Annotated in this window: 15 protein-coding genes; 5 read left to right on the top strand and 10 right to left on the bottom strand. The window is 71.0% G+C overall.

Annotation, left to right across the window (positions count from 1 at the left end; translation table 11 throughout):
- Positions 1 to 19 precede the first annotated feature (19 nt).
- Positions 20 to 1,015 carry a porphobilinogen synthase gene (gene hemB, locus H149_RS0100530; protein WP_020647765.1) on the bottom strand — a complete coding sequence of 332 codons (996 nt, stop codon included), beginning with the start codon at positions 1,013 to 1,015 and terminating at the stop codon, positions 20 to 22.
- Positions 1,016 to 1,213: 198 nt separating this feature from the next.
- Here hemB and H149_RS0100525 point away from each other — a divergent pair, with 198 nt between their 5' ends.
- The 3 genes from H149_RS0100525 to H149_RS0100515 all read left to right on the top strand — a co-directional run bounded on the left by H149_RS0100525 (position 1,214) and on the right by H149_RS0100515 (position 4,492).
- Positions 1,214 to 3,109, top strand: a complete 1,896-nt coding sequence (locus H149_RS0100525) for a glycosyl hydrolase family 18 protein (RefSeq protein ID WP_154654575.1) — start codon at positions 1,214 to 1,216, stop codon at positions 3,107 to 3,109.
- Positions 3,110 to 3,179: 70 nt separating this feature from the next.
- Positions 3,180 to 3,737, top strand: coding sequence for a sigma-70 family RNA polymerase sigma factor (locus H149_RS0100520; protein ID WP_020647763.1), 558 nt, complete (start codon positions 3,180 to 3,182; stop codon positions 3,735 to 3,737).
- On the top strand, positions 3,734 to 4,492 hold the full coding sequence (locus tag H149_RS0100515; RefSeq protein ID WP_020647762.1) for an anti-sigma factor: 759 nt from the start codon (positions 3,734 to 3,736) through the stop codon (positions 4,490 to 4,492). The genes H149_RS0100520 and H149_RS0100515 overlap by 4 nt, the downstream gene beginning before the upstream one ends.
- Before the next feature lie 27 nt (positions 4,493 to 4,519).
- On the opposite strand, the gene H149_RS0100510 is transcribed toward H149_RS0100515, so the two are convergent.
- On the bottom strand, positions 4,520 to 5,971 hold the full coding sequence (locus tag H149_RS0100510) for an MDR family MFS transporter (protein WP_020647761.1): 1,452 nt from the start codon (positions 5,969 to 5,971) through the stop codon (positions 4,520 to 4,522).
- Positions 5,972 to 6,044: 73 nt separating this feature from the next.
- On the opposite strand from H149_RS0100510, the gene glpK reads away from it, so the two are divergent.
- Positions 6,045 to 7,547, top strand: a complete 1,503-nt coding sequence (gene glpK / locus H149_RS0100505) for a glycerol kinase GlpK (protein WP_020647760.1) — start codon at positions 6,045 to 6,047, stop codon at positions 7,545 to 7,547.
- 28 nt (positions 7,548 to 7,575) lie between these two features.
- On the opposite strand, the gene H149_RS0100500 is transcribed toward glpK, so the two are convergent.
- A complete protein-coding gene (locus H149_RS0100500) occupies positions 7,576 to 8,235 on the bottom strand; it encodes a hypothetical protein (RefSeq protein ID WP_154654574.1) in 660 nt (219 codons plus the stop codon).
- A gap of 174 nt (positions 8,236 to 8,409) precedes the next feature.
- A complete protein-coding gene (locus H149_RS0100495; RefSeq protein WP_020647758.1) occupies positions 8,410 to 8,760 on the bottom strand; it encodes a GFA family protein in 351 nt (116 codons plus the stop codon).
- A gap of 131 nt (positions 8,761 to 8,891) precedes the next feature.
- Here H149_RS0100495 and H149_RS0100490 point away from each other — a divergent pair, with 131 nt between their 5' ends.
- Positions 8,892 to 10,127: an MFS transporter gene (locus H149_RS0100490; RefSeq protein ID WP_020647757.1), complete on the top strand. Its 1,236-nt coding sequence runs from the start codon at positions 8,892 to 8,894 to the stop codon at positions 10,125 to 10,127.
- Positions 10,128 to 10,306: 179 nt separating this feature from the next.
- Here the strand turns inward: H149_RS0100490 and H149_RS0100485 are convergent, their stop codons facing one another.
- The 6 genes from H149_RS0100485 to H149_RS0100460 form a co-directional block, all read right to left on the bottom strand.
- Positions 10,307 to 10,708, bottom strand: coding sequence for a hypothetical protein (locus H149_RS0100485; RefSeq protein ID WP_020647756.1), 402 nt, complete (start codon positions 10,706 to 10,708; stop codon positions 10,307 to 10,309).
- Between the two features lie 105 nt (positions 10,709 to 10,813).
- Entirely contained in the window at positions 10,814 to 12,043 is a 1,230-nt protein-coding gene (locus tag H149_RS0100480; RefSeq protein WP_020647755.1) for a beta-ketoacyl-ACP synthase, read from the bottom strand.
- A gap of 75 nt (positions 12,044 to 12,118) precedes the next feature.
- Positions 12,119 to 12,838: a 3-ketoacyl-ACP reductase FabG2 gene (locus H149_RS0100475; protein WP_020647754.1), complete on the bottom strand. Its 720-nt coding sequence runs from the start codon at positions 12,836 to 12,838 to the stop codon at positions 12,119 to 12,121.
- Between the two features lie 37 nt (positions 12,839 to 12,875).
- The gene (locus H149_RS0100470) at positions 12,876 to 13,361 is read right to left on the bottom strand and encodes a hotdog family protein (protein WP_020647753.1); all 486 of its coding nucleotides are present in this window, start codon (positions 13,359 to 13,361) and stop codon (positions 12,876 to 12,878) included.
- Positions 13,358 to 14,047, bottom strand: coding sequence for a DUF3261 domain-containing protein (locus H149_RS21850; RefSeq protein WP_083930714.1), 690 nt, complete (start codon positions 14,045 to 14,047; stop codon positions 13,358 to 13,360). The genes H149_RS0100470 and H149_RS21850 overlap by 4 nt, the downstream gene beginning before the upstream one ends.
- A complete protein-coding gene (locus H149_RS0100460) occupies positions 14,044 to 16,452 on the bottom strand; it encodes an MMPL family transporter (RefSeq protein ID WP_020647751.1) in 2,409 nt (802 codons plus the stop codon). Before H149_RS0100460 ends, H149_RS21850 begins: the two co-directional genes overlap by 4 nt.

Below are 16,452 nucleotides of genomic sequence, written 5' to 3'. Positions count from 1 at the left end.
GGCGCGGAGCGGTGGCGGATCAGGCGTTCAGCCACTGCGCGGCGCGCCTGGCGAAGTAGGTGAGGATCATGTCGGCGCCGGCGCGGCGGAAGCACAGCAGCGCTTCGAGCACGGCCTTCTTCTCGTCGAGCCAGCCGCGCTCGATCGCGCCCTGCAGCATCGCGTACTCGCCGCTGACCTGGTAGGCCGCGGTCGGCACCTTGAACTCGTCCTTCACGCGGCGAACGATGTCCAGATACGGCATGCCCGGCTTGACCATGACCATGTCGGCGCCCTCGGCGAGATCGAGCGCGACTTCGCGCAGGGCCTCGTCGGTGTTGGCCGGGTCCATCTGGTAGGTCTCCTTGCCGCCCTTGCCCAGATTGCTGCCGGAGCCGAGCGCGTCACGGAACGGGCCGTAGAACGCCGAGGCGTACTTGGCCGCGTAGGACATGATCAGGGTGTTCTTCTGGCCGTCGCGCTCCAGCACGTCGCGGATGTGGCCGATGCGGCCGTCCATCATGTCGCTCGGCGCGACGATGTCGACACCGGCGCGCGCGTACAGCAGCGCCTGGCGGCGCAGGATCTCGCAGCTGGCGTCGTTGTCGACGTAGCCGTGCGCGTCGAGCACGCCGTCCTGGCCGTGGCTGGTGTACGGGTCGAGGGCGACGTCGGCGAGTACGCCGATGCCCGGCACGGCGCGCTTGATCGCCTTGATCGAGCGCACCATCAGGCTGTCCGGATTCAGCGCTTCCTCGCCGCCGGGGGTCTTGCGCTCCGGCGGCGTCACCGGGAACAGCGCCACGCAGCCGACGCCGAGCGCCAGCAGCGCCTCGCATTCGCGGACCAGCTCCTCGAGGTCGAGGCGGGCCACGCCCGGCATCGACGCGACCGGCCCCTTGAGCGCGCCCTCGGCGACGAACAGCGGCTGGATCAGCTGGCCCGGCACCAGCCGGGTCTCGCGGACCATGTCGCGGACGAAGGAAGCCTGGCGCGTGCGGCGCAGGCGCGTGCGGGGATAGGAACCGAGGGTCACGGGTGGATCCGGCGACGGAGAGGGAGCCGGAATTATAGACCTCGCCTGCGCGCCGCCGCCCCGCCGGCCGACCTCGGCAAAACCTCAAGAAACACTCATCGTCCCCTCAAGCGTCGGCGCGGCGCGCCGGCCTAGGGTGCAGAGGCGGACCGCGTCGGTTCGCGCGTTTGTACACGGGACGTTCCCGGGGGAGATTTCATGTCGCATTCTTCACAGCCGCGGCGCCGGATGCGCCTTGCCGCGATCGCCGCGGTGGCGGCGGCCATGGCCGCGCCGGCCGCGGCCGGCCTGTTCGACCGGCTGATCGGGCCGGCCACGGTGCAGTTCACGAGCGGCGGCGCCGCACTTGCCGAAGGCGGCACCGCGACGCTGACGGTGCGCCTGTCGCGGCCGGCGCTCGGCAGCGTCACGGTGCCGCTCACGGCCGGCGGCGACGCCCTGGCCGGGCGTGACTATCAGGCTTCGCTGCCGGCCTCGCTGCGCTTTCGTCCGCTCGAGACCTCGCAGACGATCGTCGTGCAGACGCTCGACGACGCCGACGTCGAGCCCGCCGAGACGCTGACGCTGACGCTCGGCACGCCGAGCGGCGCGCGGCTCGGTTCGCCGGCGCAGTACCGGCTGCAGATCGACGACAACGACGTCGCCACGCTGCCGACGCTCGCGTTCGCCAGCGCCGCGGCGAGCGGCAGCGAGGCGCAGGCCAGCCAGATCGAGATCGTGCTGTCGGCGCCCAGCGCGCAGGCGGTCACGGTCGAGCTGGCGGTCGCCGGCACGGCCAGCGCCGGCGCCGACTACACGCTCGCGCCGGCCGGCACGCTGCGCTTCGAGCCCGGCCAGACGCGCCGCACGCTGACCATCACGCCGGTCGACGATAGCGCCGTCGAGAGCGCCGAGACCGTGGTACTGACGCTGCGCAATGCGGCCAACGCCACGCTCGGCGCCACGTCCGTGCACACGCGCACGATCCTCGACAACGACGCGCCGCCGAGCGCCGGCAAGTGGGTCAGCGGCTATTACGTCGGCTACGCGCGCGGTCTGTATCCGCCGGAGGTGGTCGACTACTCGGCGCTGACGCATCTGATGCTCGGCCGCATCACGCCGCGCGCCGACGGCACGCTGAACAAGCATTTCGACATCGACGACGTCGAGGGGCCGGCCTGGGCGCACGACGTGGTGACGCGCGCGCACGCCGCCGGCAAGAAGGTGATCGTCATGCTCGGCGGCGACGGTGCGCACGACGAGTTCGTGGCGGCGGCGTCGGACGCCAACCGCGCGCGCTTCGTGCAGAACCTCGTCGCGCTCGCTGCCGAGTTCGGCTTCGACGGCTTCGATCTCGACTGGGAGCCGATCGTCGTCGATCCGGGCAACGGCATCGACGAGCGCGTCGACTTCCGCAAGCTCGCCGAAGCCCTGCGCGCGGCCGCGCCGGACAAGCTGCTGACGGTGCCGATCGGCTGGATCAACAACAACTTCGCCAGCGAGGAGGCGGACCCGTTCTGGGGCCAGGTGGCGCCGCTGTTCGACCAGATCAACATCATGAGCTACGGCATGGCGTCCGGCTTCTGGAACTGGGAGAGCTGGCATTCCTCGGCGCTGTACGGCGAAACCGGCATGGCGCCGAGCTCGATCGCCTCGACGGTGCGCGCCTGGCGCGAGATCGGCGGCATTCCCGCCGCCAAGCTCGGCATCGGCATCGGCTTCTACGGCTCGTGCTGGCGCTACGTGACCGAGCCGCACCAGATCGCCGTTTCGACGCCCGGCGGCCTGCCGGTCAACGGCGCCGACGACAACCAGATGAGTTACACCAACATCATGACGCTGTACTACCCGCAGGCCACGCCGCGGCGCGACCTGACGGCGATGGTGCCGTATCTGACGACCGGCAATCCGAACAGCGGCGTCGGTCCGCAGCAATGCACGTTCATGTCCTACGACGACGCCTGGTCGATCGGCGAGAAGGCCAAGTTCGTCAAGGACAACGGCCTCGGCGGCACGATCGTCTGGACCATCAACCAGGGCTATCTGCCGAACGCACCGGCCGGCCAGCGCGATCCGCTGATGCAGGCGCTCAAGGACGGCTTTCTGGCGCCGTGACGCGGTTTGCGGCAGGACGGGGCGGGCGCGGCTTCCGCTACACTGCGGCCACGCCCGCCCCACCGTCCCCATGACCGACGCCGTTCTGCTGGCCCGCCTGCTCGCCGAAACGGCCGCCGGCGACGTGCGTGCGTTCCGCCAGCTCTACGACGCCAGCAGCGCGCATCTGTTTGGCGTGCTGCTGCGTATTCTGGAGCGACGTGACTGGGCGGAAGAAGCCTTGCAAGACTGTTATCTGCGCGTGTGGCAGAAGGCGGAGACCTACGCCCCCGACAAGGGCGCGCCGCTGACCTGGCTGCAGACCATCGCGCGCTACCGCGCGCTGGACCTGCTGCGTGCCCGGCGCCCGGAAGTCGGCATGCCGGACGAGGAGGACGCGCCGCCGCTGACCTTCGCCGACGGCGACGCCGTCGATCCGGAAGCGCGCGCCGTCGAGCGCGAGGGCCTCGGCCAGCTCGCCGGCTGCATGGAGGCGCTCGCCCCGGAGCAGCGCCGCAGCGTGCTGCTCGCGTACTACGAAGGCTATACGCACGCCGAGCTGGCGCGCGTGCTCAAGGCACCGCTCGGCACCGTCAAGAGCTGGGTGCGGCGCGGCCTGCTGCTGCTGCGGGAGTGCCTCGAGGCATGAAGTACGACGACGCCCGCCTGCGCCAGATCCTCGCCGCCGAATACGTGCTCGGCACGCTGCGCGGCGCCGCGCGGCGCCGTTTCGAGCGCCTGCTGCCGTCGCGCGCCGATCTGCGCGCCGAGGTCCGTTTCTGGGAGACGCGCTTCGCGCCGCTGCTCGCCGACACCGCGCCGCGGCCGCCGCGGGCGATCGTCTGGGCCGAGATCGAGCGGCGCATCGCCGCCGACGCTGCCCGCGTCACGCCGCTCGCCGGCGGTGGTGGCGGCGGTGGTGGCGGCAGGCGGCGTGGACCGCCGCTGTGGTTCTGGCAGACCTGGGCGGTCGCCGCCAGCGCCGCCGTGGTGGCGCTGTCGCTGCAGCTGTACCGCTACCGCGGCGAGGTGCCGGCCGGGCCGCCGCCGGCCGTCGTCGCCGGCAAGCCGCCGCTGGTGTCGATGCTGCCGGTGCAGAACGGCGCCGCCGTGTGGATGGTGTCGCTGTATCCGCAGAAGGGCGAGATCAGCGTCATCGCGCGCGGCGATTTCGGCGTCGACGTGCAGCGCGAGAGCCTGGAGCTGTGGATCATCGGCGACGACGGCAAGCCGCGTTCGCTCGGCCTGCTGCCGCTCGCCGGCCGTGGCCGCATGCCGATGCCGGCCGGTCTGCAGATGCCGGAGCGGCCGATGCTCGCCGTCAGCCGCGAGCCCTACGGCGGTTCGCCGAGCGGCCAGCCGAGCGGTCCGGTCGTCAGCAGCGCGCCGGTCGTCGCGCTCTGAGCGCGACGGCTCCGACCGGAGCCGGCTTCAGTTGCGCTGCTCGGCCGGTTCCGGTTCGGCGGCGACGCGGGCGTGGCCGCTGACGTTGTTGCCGGCGTCGGCGGCGAGGCGGCGGAAGCCGAGCGCGGCGGACGCGGTCAGCAGCGCGACGGCGAGGAAGGCGTAACGGAAATCGATCGCCGCGAGCGCGGTGCCGGCGCGCAGCGCCAGGCTGCTGTTGAGCAGCTGCGAGCCGACGCCGACGCCGAGGCTCAGCGCCAGCTGCTGCGCGGTGCTGGAGACGCTGGTCGCCTGGCTCATGCGCGCTTCCGGCACGTCGGCGAAACCGAGCGTGTTCAGGCAGGTGAATTCGAGCGAGCGGAAGAAACCGTAGGCGAGCAGCCAGGCCATGATCAGGCCGCGCGGCGTGGCCTCGCCGAACAGGCCGCAGCCGATCAGGAACACGGCGCTGAGCAGGGCGTTGCCGATCAGCAGCGGCCGGAAGCCGAAGCGGCGCACGACGCGCGGCGCGGTCGCCTTCATCACCAGTGCGCCGACTGCCGAGACGAACGTGGTCGCGCCCGAGGCCGCCGCCGAGAAGCCGAAGCCGAGCTGCAGCATCAGCGGCATCAGCAGCGTGTAGGCGCCGATGCCGGCGCGGTAGACGGTGCCGCCGCCGACCGAGACGCGGAAGGTCGGGATCTTCAGCAGGCCGAGATCGAGGATCGTGCCGCGCCGGCCGCGCGCATAGGCGACGTAGGCAGCGAGCAGTGCGGCGCCGGCCAGCAGCATCGCCGCGACCGCACCGTTGTCGAGCACCTGCTTGCCGAGCTGTTCGAAGCCCGACACCAGCAGCGCCAGGCCGCTGCCGAGCAGCAGCCAGCCGCGCCAGTCGAGCGGGCCGGTGGCGGCGCCGGGAATGTCGTCGATGTAGCGCGTCACCAGCCAGTAGCCGACGAGGCCGATCGGCAGGTTGACGAAGAAGATCCAGCGCCACGAGGCGTAGGTGACGATGAAGCCGCCGAGCGGCGGGCCAAGCACCGGGCCGAGCAGCGCCGGGATCGTCAGCCACGACATTGCCGCGACCAGCTCGCTTTTCGGCGTCTTGCGCAGCAGCACGAGACGGCCGACCGGCACCATCATCGCGCCGCCGAGACCTTGGATGACGCGCGCGACGACCAGCCCGGCTACCGAATGCGACAGCCCGCAGAGCGCCGAGCCGAGCGTGAACAGCAGGATCGCGTAGCGGAACACGCGCTTGGCGCCGTAGCGGTCGGCGATCCAGCCGGACAGCGGGATGAACACCGCCAGGCTGAGCAGGTAGGCGGTGATCGCCAGGCTCAAATGCAGCGGATCCTCGTGCAGCGCACCGGCGATCTGCGGCAGCGCGGTGGCGATGATCGTCGAGTCCAGGTTCTCCATGAACAGCGCGCTGGCGATGATCAGCGGTACCACGCGGATGCCGGAACGCGGCGCGGCGGCGGAGTCGGTGGGCGGCATCGGTCGGATCGGCGTGGACGACGGGTTAAAGTTCGACATTATCGGGGCGCCGCAGCGCCCGTGGAGGGGAACGATGGGGCTTCTGCTGGCGATCGACCAGGGCACGACGAGCACGCGCGCGATCGTGTTCGACGCCGACGGCGTCAAGCGCGGCGTCGCGCAGCGCGAGCTGCCGCAGGCCTATCCGCAGGCGGCGTCCGGCGTCGACACGCCGGTCAAGACGGTGATGGTCGAGCACGACGCGCAGCGCATCTGGGATGACACCGTGGCCTGCGTGCGCGAGGCGCTTGCCGCGGCGCGCATCGAGGCCCGCGCCATCGCCGCGCTCGGCATCACCAACCAGCGCGAGACGACGGTGATCTGGGATCGCAAGAGCGGTGCCCCGATCCATCCGGCGATCGTCTGGCAGGACCGCCGCACCGCCGCCTTCTGCCAGCGGCACCAGGACCGCAACGACTGGATCGGCGAAAAGACCGGCCTGATCGTCGACCCGTACTTCTCGGCGACCAAGATCGCCTGGCTGCTCGAACACGTGCCCGGCGCCCGCGCCCGCGCCGAGCGCGGCGAGCTGGCCTTCGGCACGATCGACAGCTGGCTCCTGTGGAAACTCACGAACGGTCGCGTGCACGCCACCGACGCCAGCAATGCCTCGCGCACGGCCCTGTTCAACATCGTCACGCAGCAGTGGGACGACGAACTGCTCGACTTCTTCGACGTGCCGCGCGCGCTGTTGCCGGAAGTGCGCGACAGCGCCGCCGACTACGGCGAGACCGAAGCGGCGCTGTTCGGCGCGCCGATCCGCATCGGCGGCATCGCCGGCGACCAGCAGGCGGCGACCATCGGCCAGGCCTGTTTCGCGCCGGGCATGAGCAAGTCGACCTACGGCACCGGCTGCTTTCTGGTGCTGAACACCGGCCGCGAGTTCAAGCGTTCGAAGAACCGCCTGCTGTCGACCGTCGCCTATCGCCTGAACGGCGAGACGACCTACGCGCTCGAAGGCAGCATCTTCGTCGCCGGCGCCGCCGTGCAGTGGCTGCGCGACGCCATGCATCTGATCCGCGCCGCCGGCGAGACCGAGCCGCTCGCCAAGTCGATACCCGACACCAACGGCGTCTATCTGGTGCCGGCGTTCACCGGCCTCGGTGCGCCGTACTGGGACCCGGAGGCGCGCGGTGCGATCTTCGGCCTGACCCGCGATTCCGGCATCGCCCACATCGTGCGCGCGGCGCTCGAATCGGTCGCCTACCAGACGCGCGATCTGCTGCAGGCGATGGCCGCCGACGCCGTCGCCCCGACCGAGCTGCGCGTCGACGGCGGCATGGTCGTCAACGACTGGCTGACGCAGTGTCTTGCCGACCTGCTGCAGATTCCCGTCGTGCGGCCGCAGACGGTCGAGACCACGGCGCTCGGCGCCGCCTTCCTCGCCGGCCTCAGCGCCGGCGTCTACCGCTCGCTCGACGACATCGCCGCGCGCTGGACGGCGCAGGCGCGCTTCGTGCCGCAGATGCCGGCGGCGCGCGCCGACGCGCTGTACCGCGGCTGGGGCGACGCCGTGCAGCGCGTGCGGCGCGCCTGAGCCGCCGCTCGCGCCGCCGCCGCCGTGCTCAGTCGCGGCGCGCCGGCAGGCTGGCGATGTAGGCGCGGTCTTCGACCGACAGCGGATCGCCCTCGGACAGGCGCCACACCGCGCCCTGCAGCTCGGCCTGCGGCGCGTCGCGGTTGAGTTCCTTGTCCTTGAGCAGCGCGAACAGCTCCTGGAAGTCGGCGTACTGCAGGATCGGCCCGAGCTGGAAGCTGTCCTGCGGACTGCTGCCGCTGCGGCTGGCGTTGAGGCAGAACAGATACAGCGGCAGGTAGATCGTTCTGCCCGGCTCGATGAGCACGGTCTGCTTCTGCACCAGGACGCCGTTCTGCGTATGCAGATCCTCGGCGATGGCGACGAAGCCGGGCGGGATCGTCACCGTGATCGGCAGCGGGTTGCCCGTGGTGTTCGTCGTGTTGCGCAGCGGCAGGCAGATGCGCACGAGATCGCCGACGCCCTGGGGTGGTTCCTGCGGCGCGCAGTTCTCGGGCACGAAGACGCTGTAGCCCTTGATCGGGCCAGCCACTTCCACGCCGGCCGGCAGCGCGAACGGCGCGCCCTGCGGCGCCGCCTTGGAATCGCCGAGACCGGGGCGCTCGACGCCGGCCGGCGGCGGCTCGTTGCCGTCGTCATCGTGGCCGCCACCCGAGCCGCCGCAGGCGGCCAGCACGAGCAGTGCCACGATGCCAATGCTTTTCCACGTCCGTTCGAACATCGCCCGTTCTCCGTCGCATGAGCCCGACGCGAGTGTGGCCGCGGGCCGGGCGGCGAACGGGACAGAATGCTGACGCGCGGGCCGCGTTCGTGACGCGGCGCACGCCGCCCACCGGGTCGGGGCGGGCGGCAGCGTCCGGCGTCAGGCGCTGCGGCCGTCGTACGGGACGCGCTGCAGCGTGCCGAGTTCGACGCCTTCGAGGCAGCGCACGTTGATCGCGGCCGTCGCCTGGCCCTTCGGATCGGTGCCGAAGCCGAACGGCGCACAGCCGCAGACCGGGCAGAAGTGATGGTCGATGACGTGCTTGTTGAAGTGATAGGTCGCCATGTCTGCGGCCGGCGTGCGCAGCGTCAGCGCCGTGCGCGGCACGAACCACAGCAGATAACCCTTGCGGCTGCAGTGCGAGCAGTTGCACTCGATCGCCGGCTGTGCCTCGACCTCGACGTCGTAGGCGATCCGTCCGCAATGGCAGCTGCCGTGAAAAAGGCTCATCGTTGTTCTCCGTCCTGGAAGCGGCGATCAGCATGCCGCGGCCGCGACCGGCTGTCGAAGCTTTTCGCCGCCGTGCCGGCGCGCTAGTCTGCCGCAGCGCTCCGGGGCGCGGCGCCCACAAGGCCTTACGCATGCAAGACCACACTTCGGCGGCATCGGCGCCGGGCGGCATCGGTCCGGCGCTGCGCGCGCTGCCCGGCGGCATCTGGGCGCTCGGCTTCGTGTCGATGTTCATGGACATCTCCTCGGAGCTGGTGCACAGCCTGCTGCCGCTGTTCATGGTCGGCGTGCTCGGCGCGTCGATGACGACGGTCGGCCTCATCGAAGGCGTCGCCGAGGCGACCGCGTCGATCGCCAAGGTGTTCTCCGGCGCGCTCAGCGACCGGCTCGGCGAACGCAAGCGTCTGGCCGTGTTCGGCTACGGCCTGGCGGCGCTGACCAAGCCGATCTTTCCGCTCGCCGGCAGCATCGGCTGGGTGTTCGCGGCGCGCTTTCTCGATCGCGTCGGCAAGGGCATCCGCGGCGCGCCGCGCGACGCGCTGGTCGCCGATCTGACGTCGCCACCGCTGCGCGGCGCCGCCTACGGGCTGCGCCAGGCGCTCGACTCGGTCGGCGCCTTCGTCGGGCCGCTGCTGGCGATCGTGCTGATGGCGGTGTTCGCCGATCGCATCCACTGGGCGCTGTGGGTCGCCGTGCTGCCCGCCTTCATCGCCGTCGCGCTGCTGATGGCCGGCGTGCGCGAGCCGGCCGCCGGTCCGCATGCGTCCGGCGCGGGCCGGCCGCCGCCGCGGTTGCGCGAATTGCGTCGCCTGCCGGCGCGCTACTGGCTGCTGCTGCTGTTCGGCACGGTGCTGACGCTGGCGCGCTTCAGCGAGGCCTTCCTCGTGCTGCGCGCGCAGGACGTCGGTCTGCCGCTGACCTGGGTGCCGGCGATCATGGTGGTGATGAACGTCGTCTACGCGACCAGCGCGGTGCCGGCCGGCGTCGCCGCCGATCGCATCAGCGCGCGCACGCTGCTGATCGCCGGCATCGCGCTGCTGATTGCCGCCGATCTGGTGCTCGCCGCTGCCGCGACGCCGCTCGTGGCGTTCGCCGGCGCGGCGCTGTGGGGCCTGCACATGGGTCTGACGCAGGGTCTGCTGGCGAAGCTGATCGCCGATACCGCGCCGACGGCGCTGCGCGGCACGGCCTTCGGCTTCTTCGACCTGCTCAGCGGGTTGGCGCTGCTGCTCGCCAGCGTCGTCGCCGGCGCGCTGTGGAGCGCGCACGGCGCCGGTGCGACCTTCCTCGCCGGGGCCGTGTTCTCGGCGCTGGCGATGATCGGCCTGCTGCTGTACCGGCCGGCGCCGCATCGCGCCGGCGCCTGATCGCCGTCCGGCCGGCGAGCGTCGCGGTCTTCTGCGCGAAGCGCGAGAACTTCGAGCGTTTCCTCATGGCGTTCTCCTCGTTCCCCGCGAGGGTGGCCGCGGCCGCATGAACGCCTGCTTGCGGAGCACGAAAAAGGCCGCGCCACCCTGCGGCGGCGCGGCCTCGATCATGAAACCGCCTACTGGCCGGCGGCGACGCGCGTCATGAACACCGGCAGATCGCGCTCGAGGTTGCCGATCCACTTGTTGTAGTTGCCGTGGATATAGCGTTCGCCGTCCTTTTCCTCGTAGTCGAGACCCTGGCTGTCGAGGTACTTGATCGTCACGTGCTGCGCGTCCCAGCTGATGGCGACCTTTGCCATCAGGCCACGCGTCATCTGCGTGGCTTCGAGCGTGTTGCCCTTCTGGTTGCTGATGATCCAGCGGCGGCCGACGAGCGCGCGATTGACGGCTTCGCCGACCTGCTTGGCCGACAGGTTGCCGACCACGGCGACGTCGGTGTCGTGGATCGGGGCGTTGCGTGCGAAGGCGGCGAACGGCAGCAGCATCAGGGCGACCAGCAGATACTTGAGTTGACGCATGGGCTCTCTCCGGTGGACGCGGCGCCGGGAGGCGCCGCCTGAAGCGGGGACTTTAGCGATGCCGCTGCGCCGCAGCCGAGAGCCGCGGCACAGACCGGCCGCCGCTCACATCGTGCGACGGAAGATCAGCGAGGTATTGATGCCGCCGAACGCGAAGTTGTTGTTCATGACATGTTCGGTCTGGATCGCGCGGCCATTGCCCATGATGTAGTCGAGCTCGCCGCAGCGCGGGTCCGGGTTGTGCAGGTTCAGCGTCGGCGCGAACCAGCCGCGGTTCATCATCTCGATCGTCCACCACGATTCGATCGCGCCGCAGGCGCCGAGCGTGTGGCCGAGATGGCCCTTCATCGAGCTGACCGGCACGGCGCGGTCGAAGACGCGGCGCGTGGTGTTGCTCTCGGCGATGTCGCCCTGCTCGGTGGCCGTGCCGTGGCACGAGACATAGCCGATGTCGCCGACCGAGACGTTGCCGGCATCGGCGAAGGCGAGCTGCATCGCGCCGCCCATCGTTTCCTGGTTCGGATGCGTGGCGTGGTCGCCGTCCGAGTTGCAGCCGAAGCCGACGATCTCGGCGTAGATCTTCGCGCCGCGCGCCTTGGCGTGCTCGTATTCCTCGAGCACCAGCGTGGCGGCGCCTTCGCCGATGACGAGACCGTCGCGGTCCTTGTCGAACGGCGCCGGGGTGGTCTTCGGCGCGTCGTTCTTCTGCGAGGTGGCGAACAGCGTGTCGAACACCGCGGCTTCCGACGGGCACAGCTCCTCGGCGCCGCCGGCCAGCATCATCGTCTGCATGCCGTACTTGATCGCCTCGTAGGCATAGCCGACGCCCTGGCTGCCGGAGGTGCAGGCACTGCAGGTCGGGATGATGCGGCCCTTGAGCCCGAAGTGCAGGCCGATGTTGACGGCCGCGGTGTGGCTCATCATGCGCAGATAGGTGGTCGCGTTGAAGCGGCCGAGCTTGCCGGTGACCATCAGGCTGCCGAACTCGCAGACCGCGTCGGTGCTGCCGGTGCAGGAGCCGTACGAGACCCCCATGCGACCGGTGCGGATTTCCGGATCATCCTTGAGCCCGGCGTCCTCGAGGGCGAGCTCCGAGGCGCGCACCGACAGCTGCGAGACGCGGCCCATCGTGCGCAGCACCTTGCGCGTGTAGTGCGGGGGCAGCGTGAAGTCCTTGACCGGACCGCCGAGGCGGGTGTTGACCTCTTCGAAGCGGTCCCACTCCGGCATGCGCTCGATGCCGCTGACGTTGCCGCGCAGATTGCGCTCGACGCTGTCCCAATCGGAACCGATCGCGGTAATGCCGGCCATGCCGGTGACGACGACTCTGCGCATCAGACCTCACTCCAAAGCAGAAAACCCTGAACGGTCGCGAGCGCGACCGGGCGCCACAACCTGCACCGCATGCGGCTAGAACATGCCACCGTTGACCGAAATCACCTGACGCGTCACGTAGGCGGCAGCCGGCGACATCAGAAAGGCGACGACGGCGCCGACTTCCTCGGGCTCGCCGACGCGGCCTGCCGGTACCATCTTCAGTGCTTCGTCGAGCGGCACGTCGCTGATCATGTCGGTGCGGATCAGGCCCGGCGCGACGCAGTTGACGGTGATCTTGCGCGACGCCAGTTCGACGGCGAGCGCCTTGGTCGCGCCGATGATGCCGGCCTTGGCGGCGCTGTAATTGACCTGGCCGCGGTTGCCCATCAGGCCCGAGACCGAGGCGATGGTGACGATGCGGCCCGGCTTGCGGGTGCGGATCATCGGCATCGCCAGCGGCTGCACGACGTTGTAGAAGCCATCGAGATTGGTGCGCAGCACCATGTCCCAGTCGTCACCGGACAGCGCCGGGAAGGCGCCGTCACGGGCGATGCCGGCATTGCAGACGACGCCGTAATACGCGCCATGCGCGGCGATATCCGCCTCCAGGGCGGCGGCGGCGGCGGCGCGGTCGGTGACGTCGAAGATCACGTTGCGCGTCTGCCGGCCGAGCGCGGCGACCTGCGCGCTGGTGTCGGCGAGCTTGGCGGCGTCGCGCGCGTGCAGCACCAGATCGAAGCCGCCCTGTGCCAGCGCCACGGCGATGGCCTGGCCGATGCCGCGGTTGGCGCCCGTGACGAGAACCCAGCTCATGGTGCCGCTCGCAGCGCGGTGGTGGGTGCTGCTGACTTCATAAGGCTCCTTCAGCGAGGGACTGCAGATACGCGCGCACGTTGTCCGGCTGGAAGGCCTTGATCTCGGCCTGCGCCAGTTCGCGTTCGCCGTCATGCAGCTGGCAGCGGAACGCGGCGACACCGGACGCGGCGTCGCGCACCAGCTGATCGGCGCGCACGACGAGACGGCTGCCCGGCGTGAACCAGGCCTGCTCGCAGCGATAGCGGCGCGTGCCGAGCAGCAGGCCGATCTCGATGTGCTGGCCGGCCTGCCGGCGCACGATGCCGGCGTAGACGCCGATCGCCTGCGCCATGTATTCGATGCCGACCCAGTTCGGCACGCCGCGGCCGGCTTCGAAGAACGGCGTCTGCGGACCGATGTCGATGCTGCAGCTGGCGTGCTCGTGGCCGTAGTCGAGCAGGCTGTCGAGCAGGGTGAAGCCCGGCCCATGCGGCAGCAGCTCGGCGATCGTGTAGGCGTGGCCCAGCGCGAGCATGGTCATTCGGCGGCGACCTGCGTCTCGATGTCGAGCGCGTAACCGTAGGCGAAATTGACGAGCCAGACGCGCGCCGACCAGGCCGCGCCGTGGCCGTTGCTCAGTGCTGGCGCGGCGCTGTGCACTTCGGCAAACAGGCGGCCGTCGCGAACCACGCGGCGCAGGCCGGGCCGCGGCTCGCTGACGCCGTAGCCGGCGCCCTGCCACGCGGGTTGCAGCGCCGCCAGCGGCCAGTAGGCGAGTTGCAGGTCGGCGACGATGCGCTGCGGGTCGATGGAGCCCGGCGCGAATGGCGCACGCAGCGCCTTGAGCTCGTGGCCGTCGTAGGTCAGCGTGAACACGCGCTGGCCCAGCGCCGTCAGGCAGACGATCGACAGCAAGGTGGCGTCGGTCTCGACCACGCACTGCAGCGTGGCCTCGTCACTGCCGTAAGCGGCATGCAGGATCTGCTGGGCCTGCAGTGGCGCGCCGAGGCTGGCCGGCGGCAGCAGCGGCAGGGTCGTCGCGGCGCCCGTGGCCGGCCGCGCCGCGGGCCCGTTCGCGCAGGCGGCGAGCAGCAGCGCAGCGGCTATCGGTGCGATGCACGACGATGATCGGAAATTGAACACGAACTCGCTGGGTTGCTGGCTATTCGAAATGTTCTGGCGGCCGGCGCGTCGACCGGTGCGGGCCATGCCGTGGCACGAGGTCATGAAGGCGGCGCCCCCGCGTCCGCGGCGGGCATTTTGACATAGGCGCGTGGCGGTGCGGCAGCGAGCACGGCGAGCAGCCAGGTCCAGGCGACGCCGAGCAGCACGCCGAGGCCGAGGCTGCGGATGAACGGCGTCGCCGATGCGCCGAGCAGGCCGAAGGCCAGCAGCGTGACGAGGCCGGCCAGGCTGATGGCGAGCAGGGTCGTCGGCCGCGAGGCATCGCCCTCGTGCAGGAACACCGAGTAGTCGACGCCCAGGCCCAGCACCAGCAGCAGCGCCAGCACCGTGAACAGATTGGCCGGAATGCCGAGTGCGCCAAGGGTCGCCAGCGTCAGCAGCGCGCCACCGAGCGGCGCCAGCAGATGGCGCATCGCGTGCCGCGGCCCGTAACGCCAGGCGAGCACGCCGGCGATGATCAACAGCGCGCCGCCCAGGCCCAGCGACGCCAGACGCCGGTAGTGCGCGAGCACCTGCGAGATGTCGCTGACGCGATCGACGAGGTGGATGCCGGGCAGGCCGGTGGCGGCGTCGACCAGCGCTCCCGGCTCGCGCACGCCGCTGAGCGTGACGACACTGGCGAACCCGTGCGCGGTCGGTCCCAGCCACAGCGGCCGCAAGGCGGCGCCCAGCGGTGTGTCGAGCAACGGCTCGGGCGTGATGCGCAGGGCGCGCGCGGCGTCGAACGCGGCGCGTTGCTGCGCGAAGTGCTCCGGGGCAAAGCCGAGCGTGGCGTCGAGCCGGGCCAGTGCGCCGCCGTCGGCGTAGACGGTGCGGGCCAGCAGCTCGGCGTTTTCGGCCTGCCGCGCCTGCGACGGGACCAGCCGCGACAAGGCGTTGTAGTCCGTCAGCAGGCCGCGCGCGCGCAGCGCTTCGAGGCGATCCCGCAGTGCTTCCTCGCGGGCCAGGACCGTTTCGGCGTCGCGCCCTTCGACGAGGAAGAAGCGCGTATCGAGGCCGCCGCCGAGGCGTTCGCGCACCTGCATTTCCTCGGCGAGCAGATTGGCCGGCGACGACTGCAGCGCGCGCACGTCGTCGACGAACTGCAGGCGTGCCAGACCGAAGGCCAGCAAGACCGCCCCGCCGGCGATCAGTACGCCGAGCAGCGCCGGCCGCGGCCGGTGCAGCCGTGCGAGCCGGTCGCGCAGCGCCAGTACCGGCTTCGAGGCCGGCGGCGGCGAGCCGGCGAGTGCCGGGTAGGCGAGCATCACGGTCAGATACGACGCGACCAGGCCGGTCATCGACAGCAGGGCCATCTGGCGCAGGCCGGGGAACGGCGGGACCAGAAACGAACAGTAGGCGAGCAGCGTGGTCGCCATGCCGACGCTGATCGGCACGCCGACGTGGCGCAGGCCGTCCATGCCGGTCCACGGCTTGTCGTTGCGGAAACGGTCGCTGAAGAAATGGATCGAGTAGTCGACGGCCAGGCCGACGAGGCTCGATTCGAACACCATCGCGATCAGATGCACCTTGCCGTACAGCGTCGCCACCGTTGCCAGCGACACCACCGAGGCGGCCCCGAGCGACAGCAGTACCAGCAGCAGCGGACGCAGCGAGCGGAAGCACACCAGAAACACCAGCAGCACGCCGGCCAGCGACAGGCTGCCGATCGTCGAGATCTCGCGCTTGGCGCTGCGGCTCGCCGCCGCGGCATGGCGCAGCACGCCGGTGCCGATCACGGTGACGCCGGGGGCGGTCGCGCGCGCGGCCTGCAGGGCGGCATCGAGCCGCGCCATCGCGCGGTCCTGGACCGCAAGCCGGAACGGGGAATCGGCGAGGGTTGCGTTGACCAGCACGTCGATGCCGCCATCGCGCTCGAGCGTGAGGATGCCGTCGCGCGGCGCCAGCTTGCCGCCGGCCGGCAGCAGCTGGAGCAGGAAGTCGCCGTAGAGGCCGAACGGGTCATCGGCAAACGCACGCGTGCGGCCGAGGCCGGACGGCCCGAAGCCGGCCGGCGCATACAGGGCCTGCAGTGCGGCATCGGCGAACGGTTGGGCACCCTCGCGCTGCAGGCGCGCGCGGTCGTTGGCGCTCAGCAGCAGCAGGCGTGCATCACCATAGGCGGCATCCAGCTGCGCCGGGTCGCTGGCGACCTGCAGTGCGGCGCTGGCGTAGACCGGGCGGTCGGTCGGCGCGCCCGGCTCTTCGCGCAAGGCGGCGACGAAGGCCTCGGCCGCCCGGCGCGCCGTCGCGAAGTCGGGCGCACCGACCAGATAGAGGCCTTGCCGGCCCAGGGCCGACTCCACGCGATCGAGCGCCTGCCGGGTCACCGCATCGGGTGCGGTCTGCGGCAGCATCGCCGTGATGTCGGTTTCGAACTGCAGGCGCGTGCTGGAGGCCCACCACAGCCACAGGCCGGCGCCGGTCATCAGCAGAACCCACAGCAGCAGGCGCTGGCGAGCGGACAT

Source organism: Solimonas variicoloris DSM 15731, from assembly GCF_000382285.1.
In the GTDB taxonomy this organism is placed as follows: Bacteria; Pseudomonadota; Gammaproteobacteria; order Nevskiales; family Nevskiaceae; genus Solimonas; species Solimonas variicoloris.
This window is presented reverse-complemented; position numbering and strand designations above follow the sequence as displayed.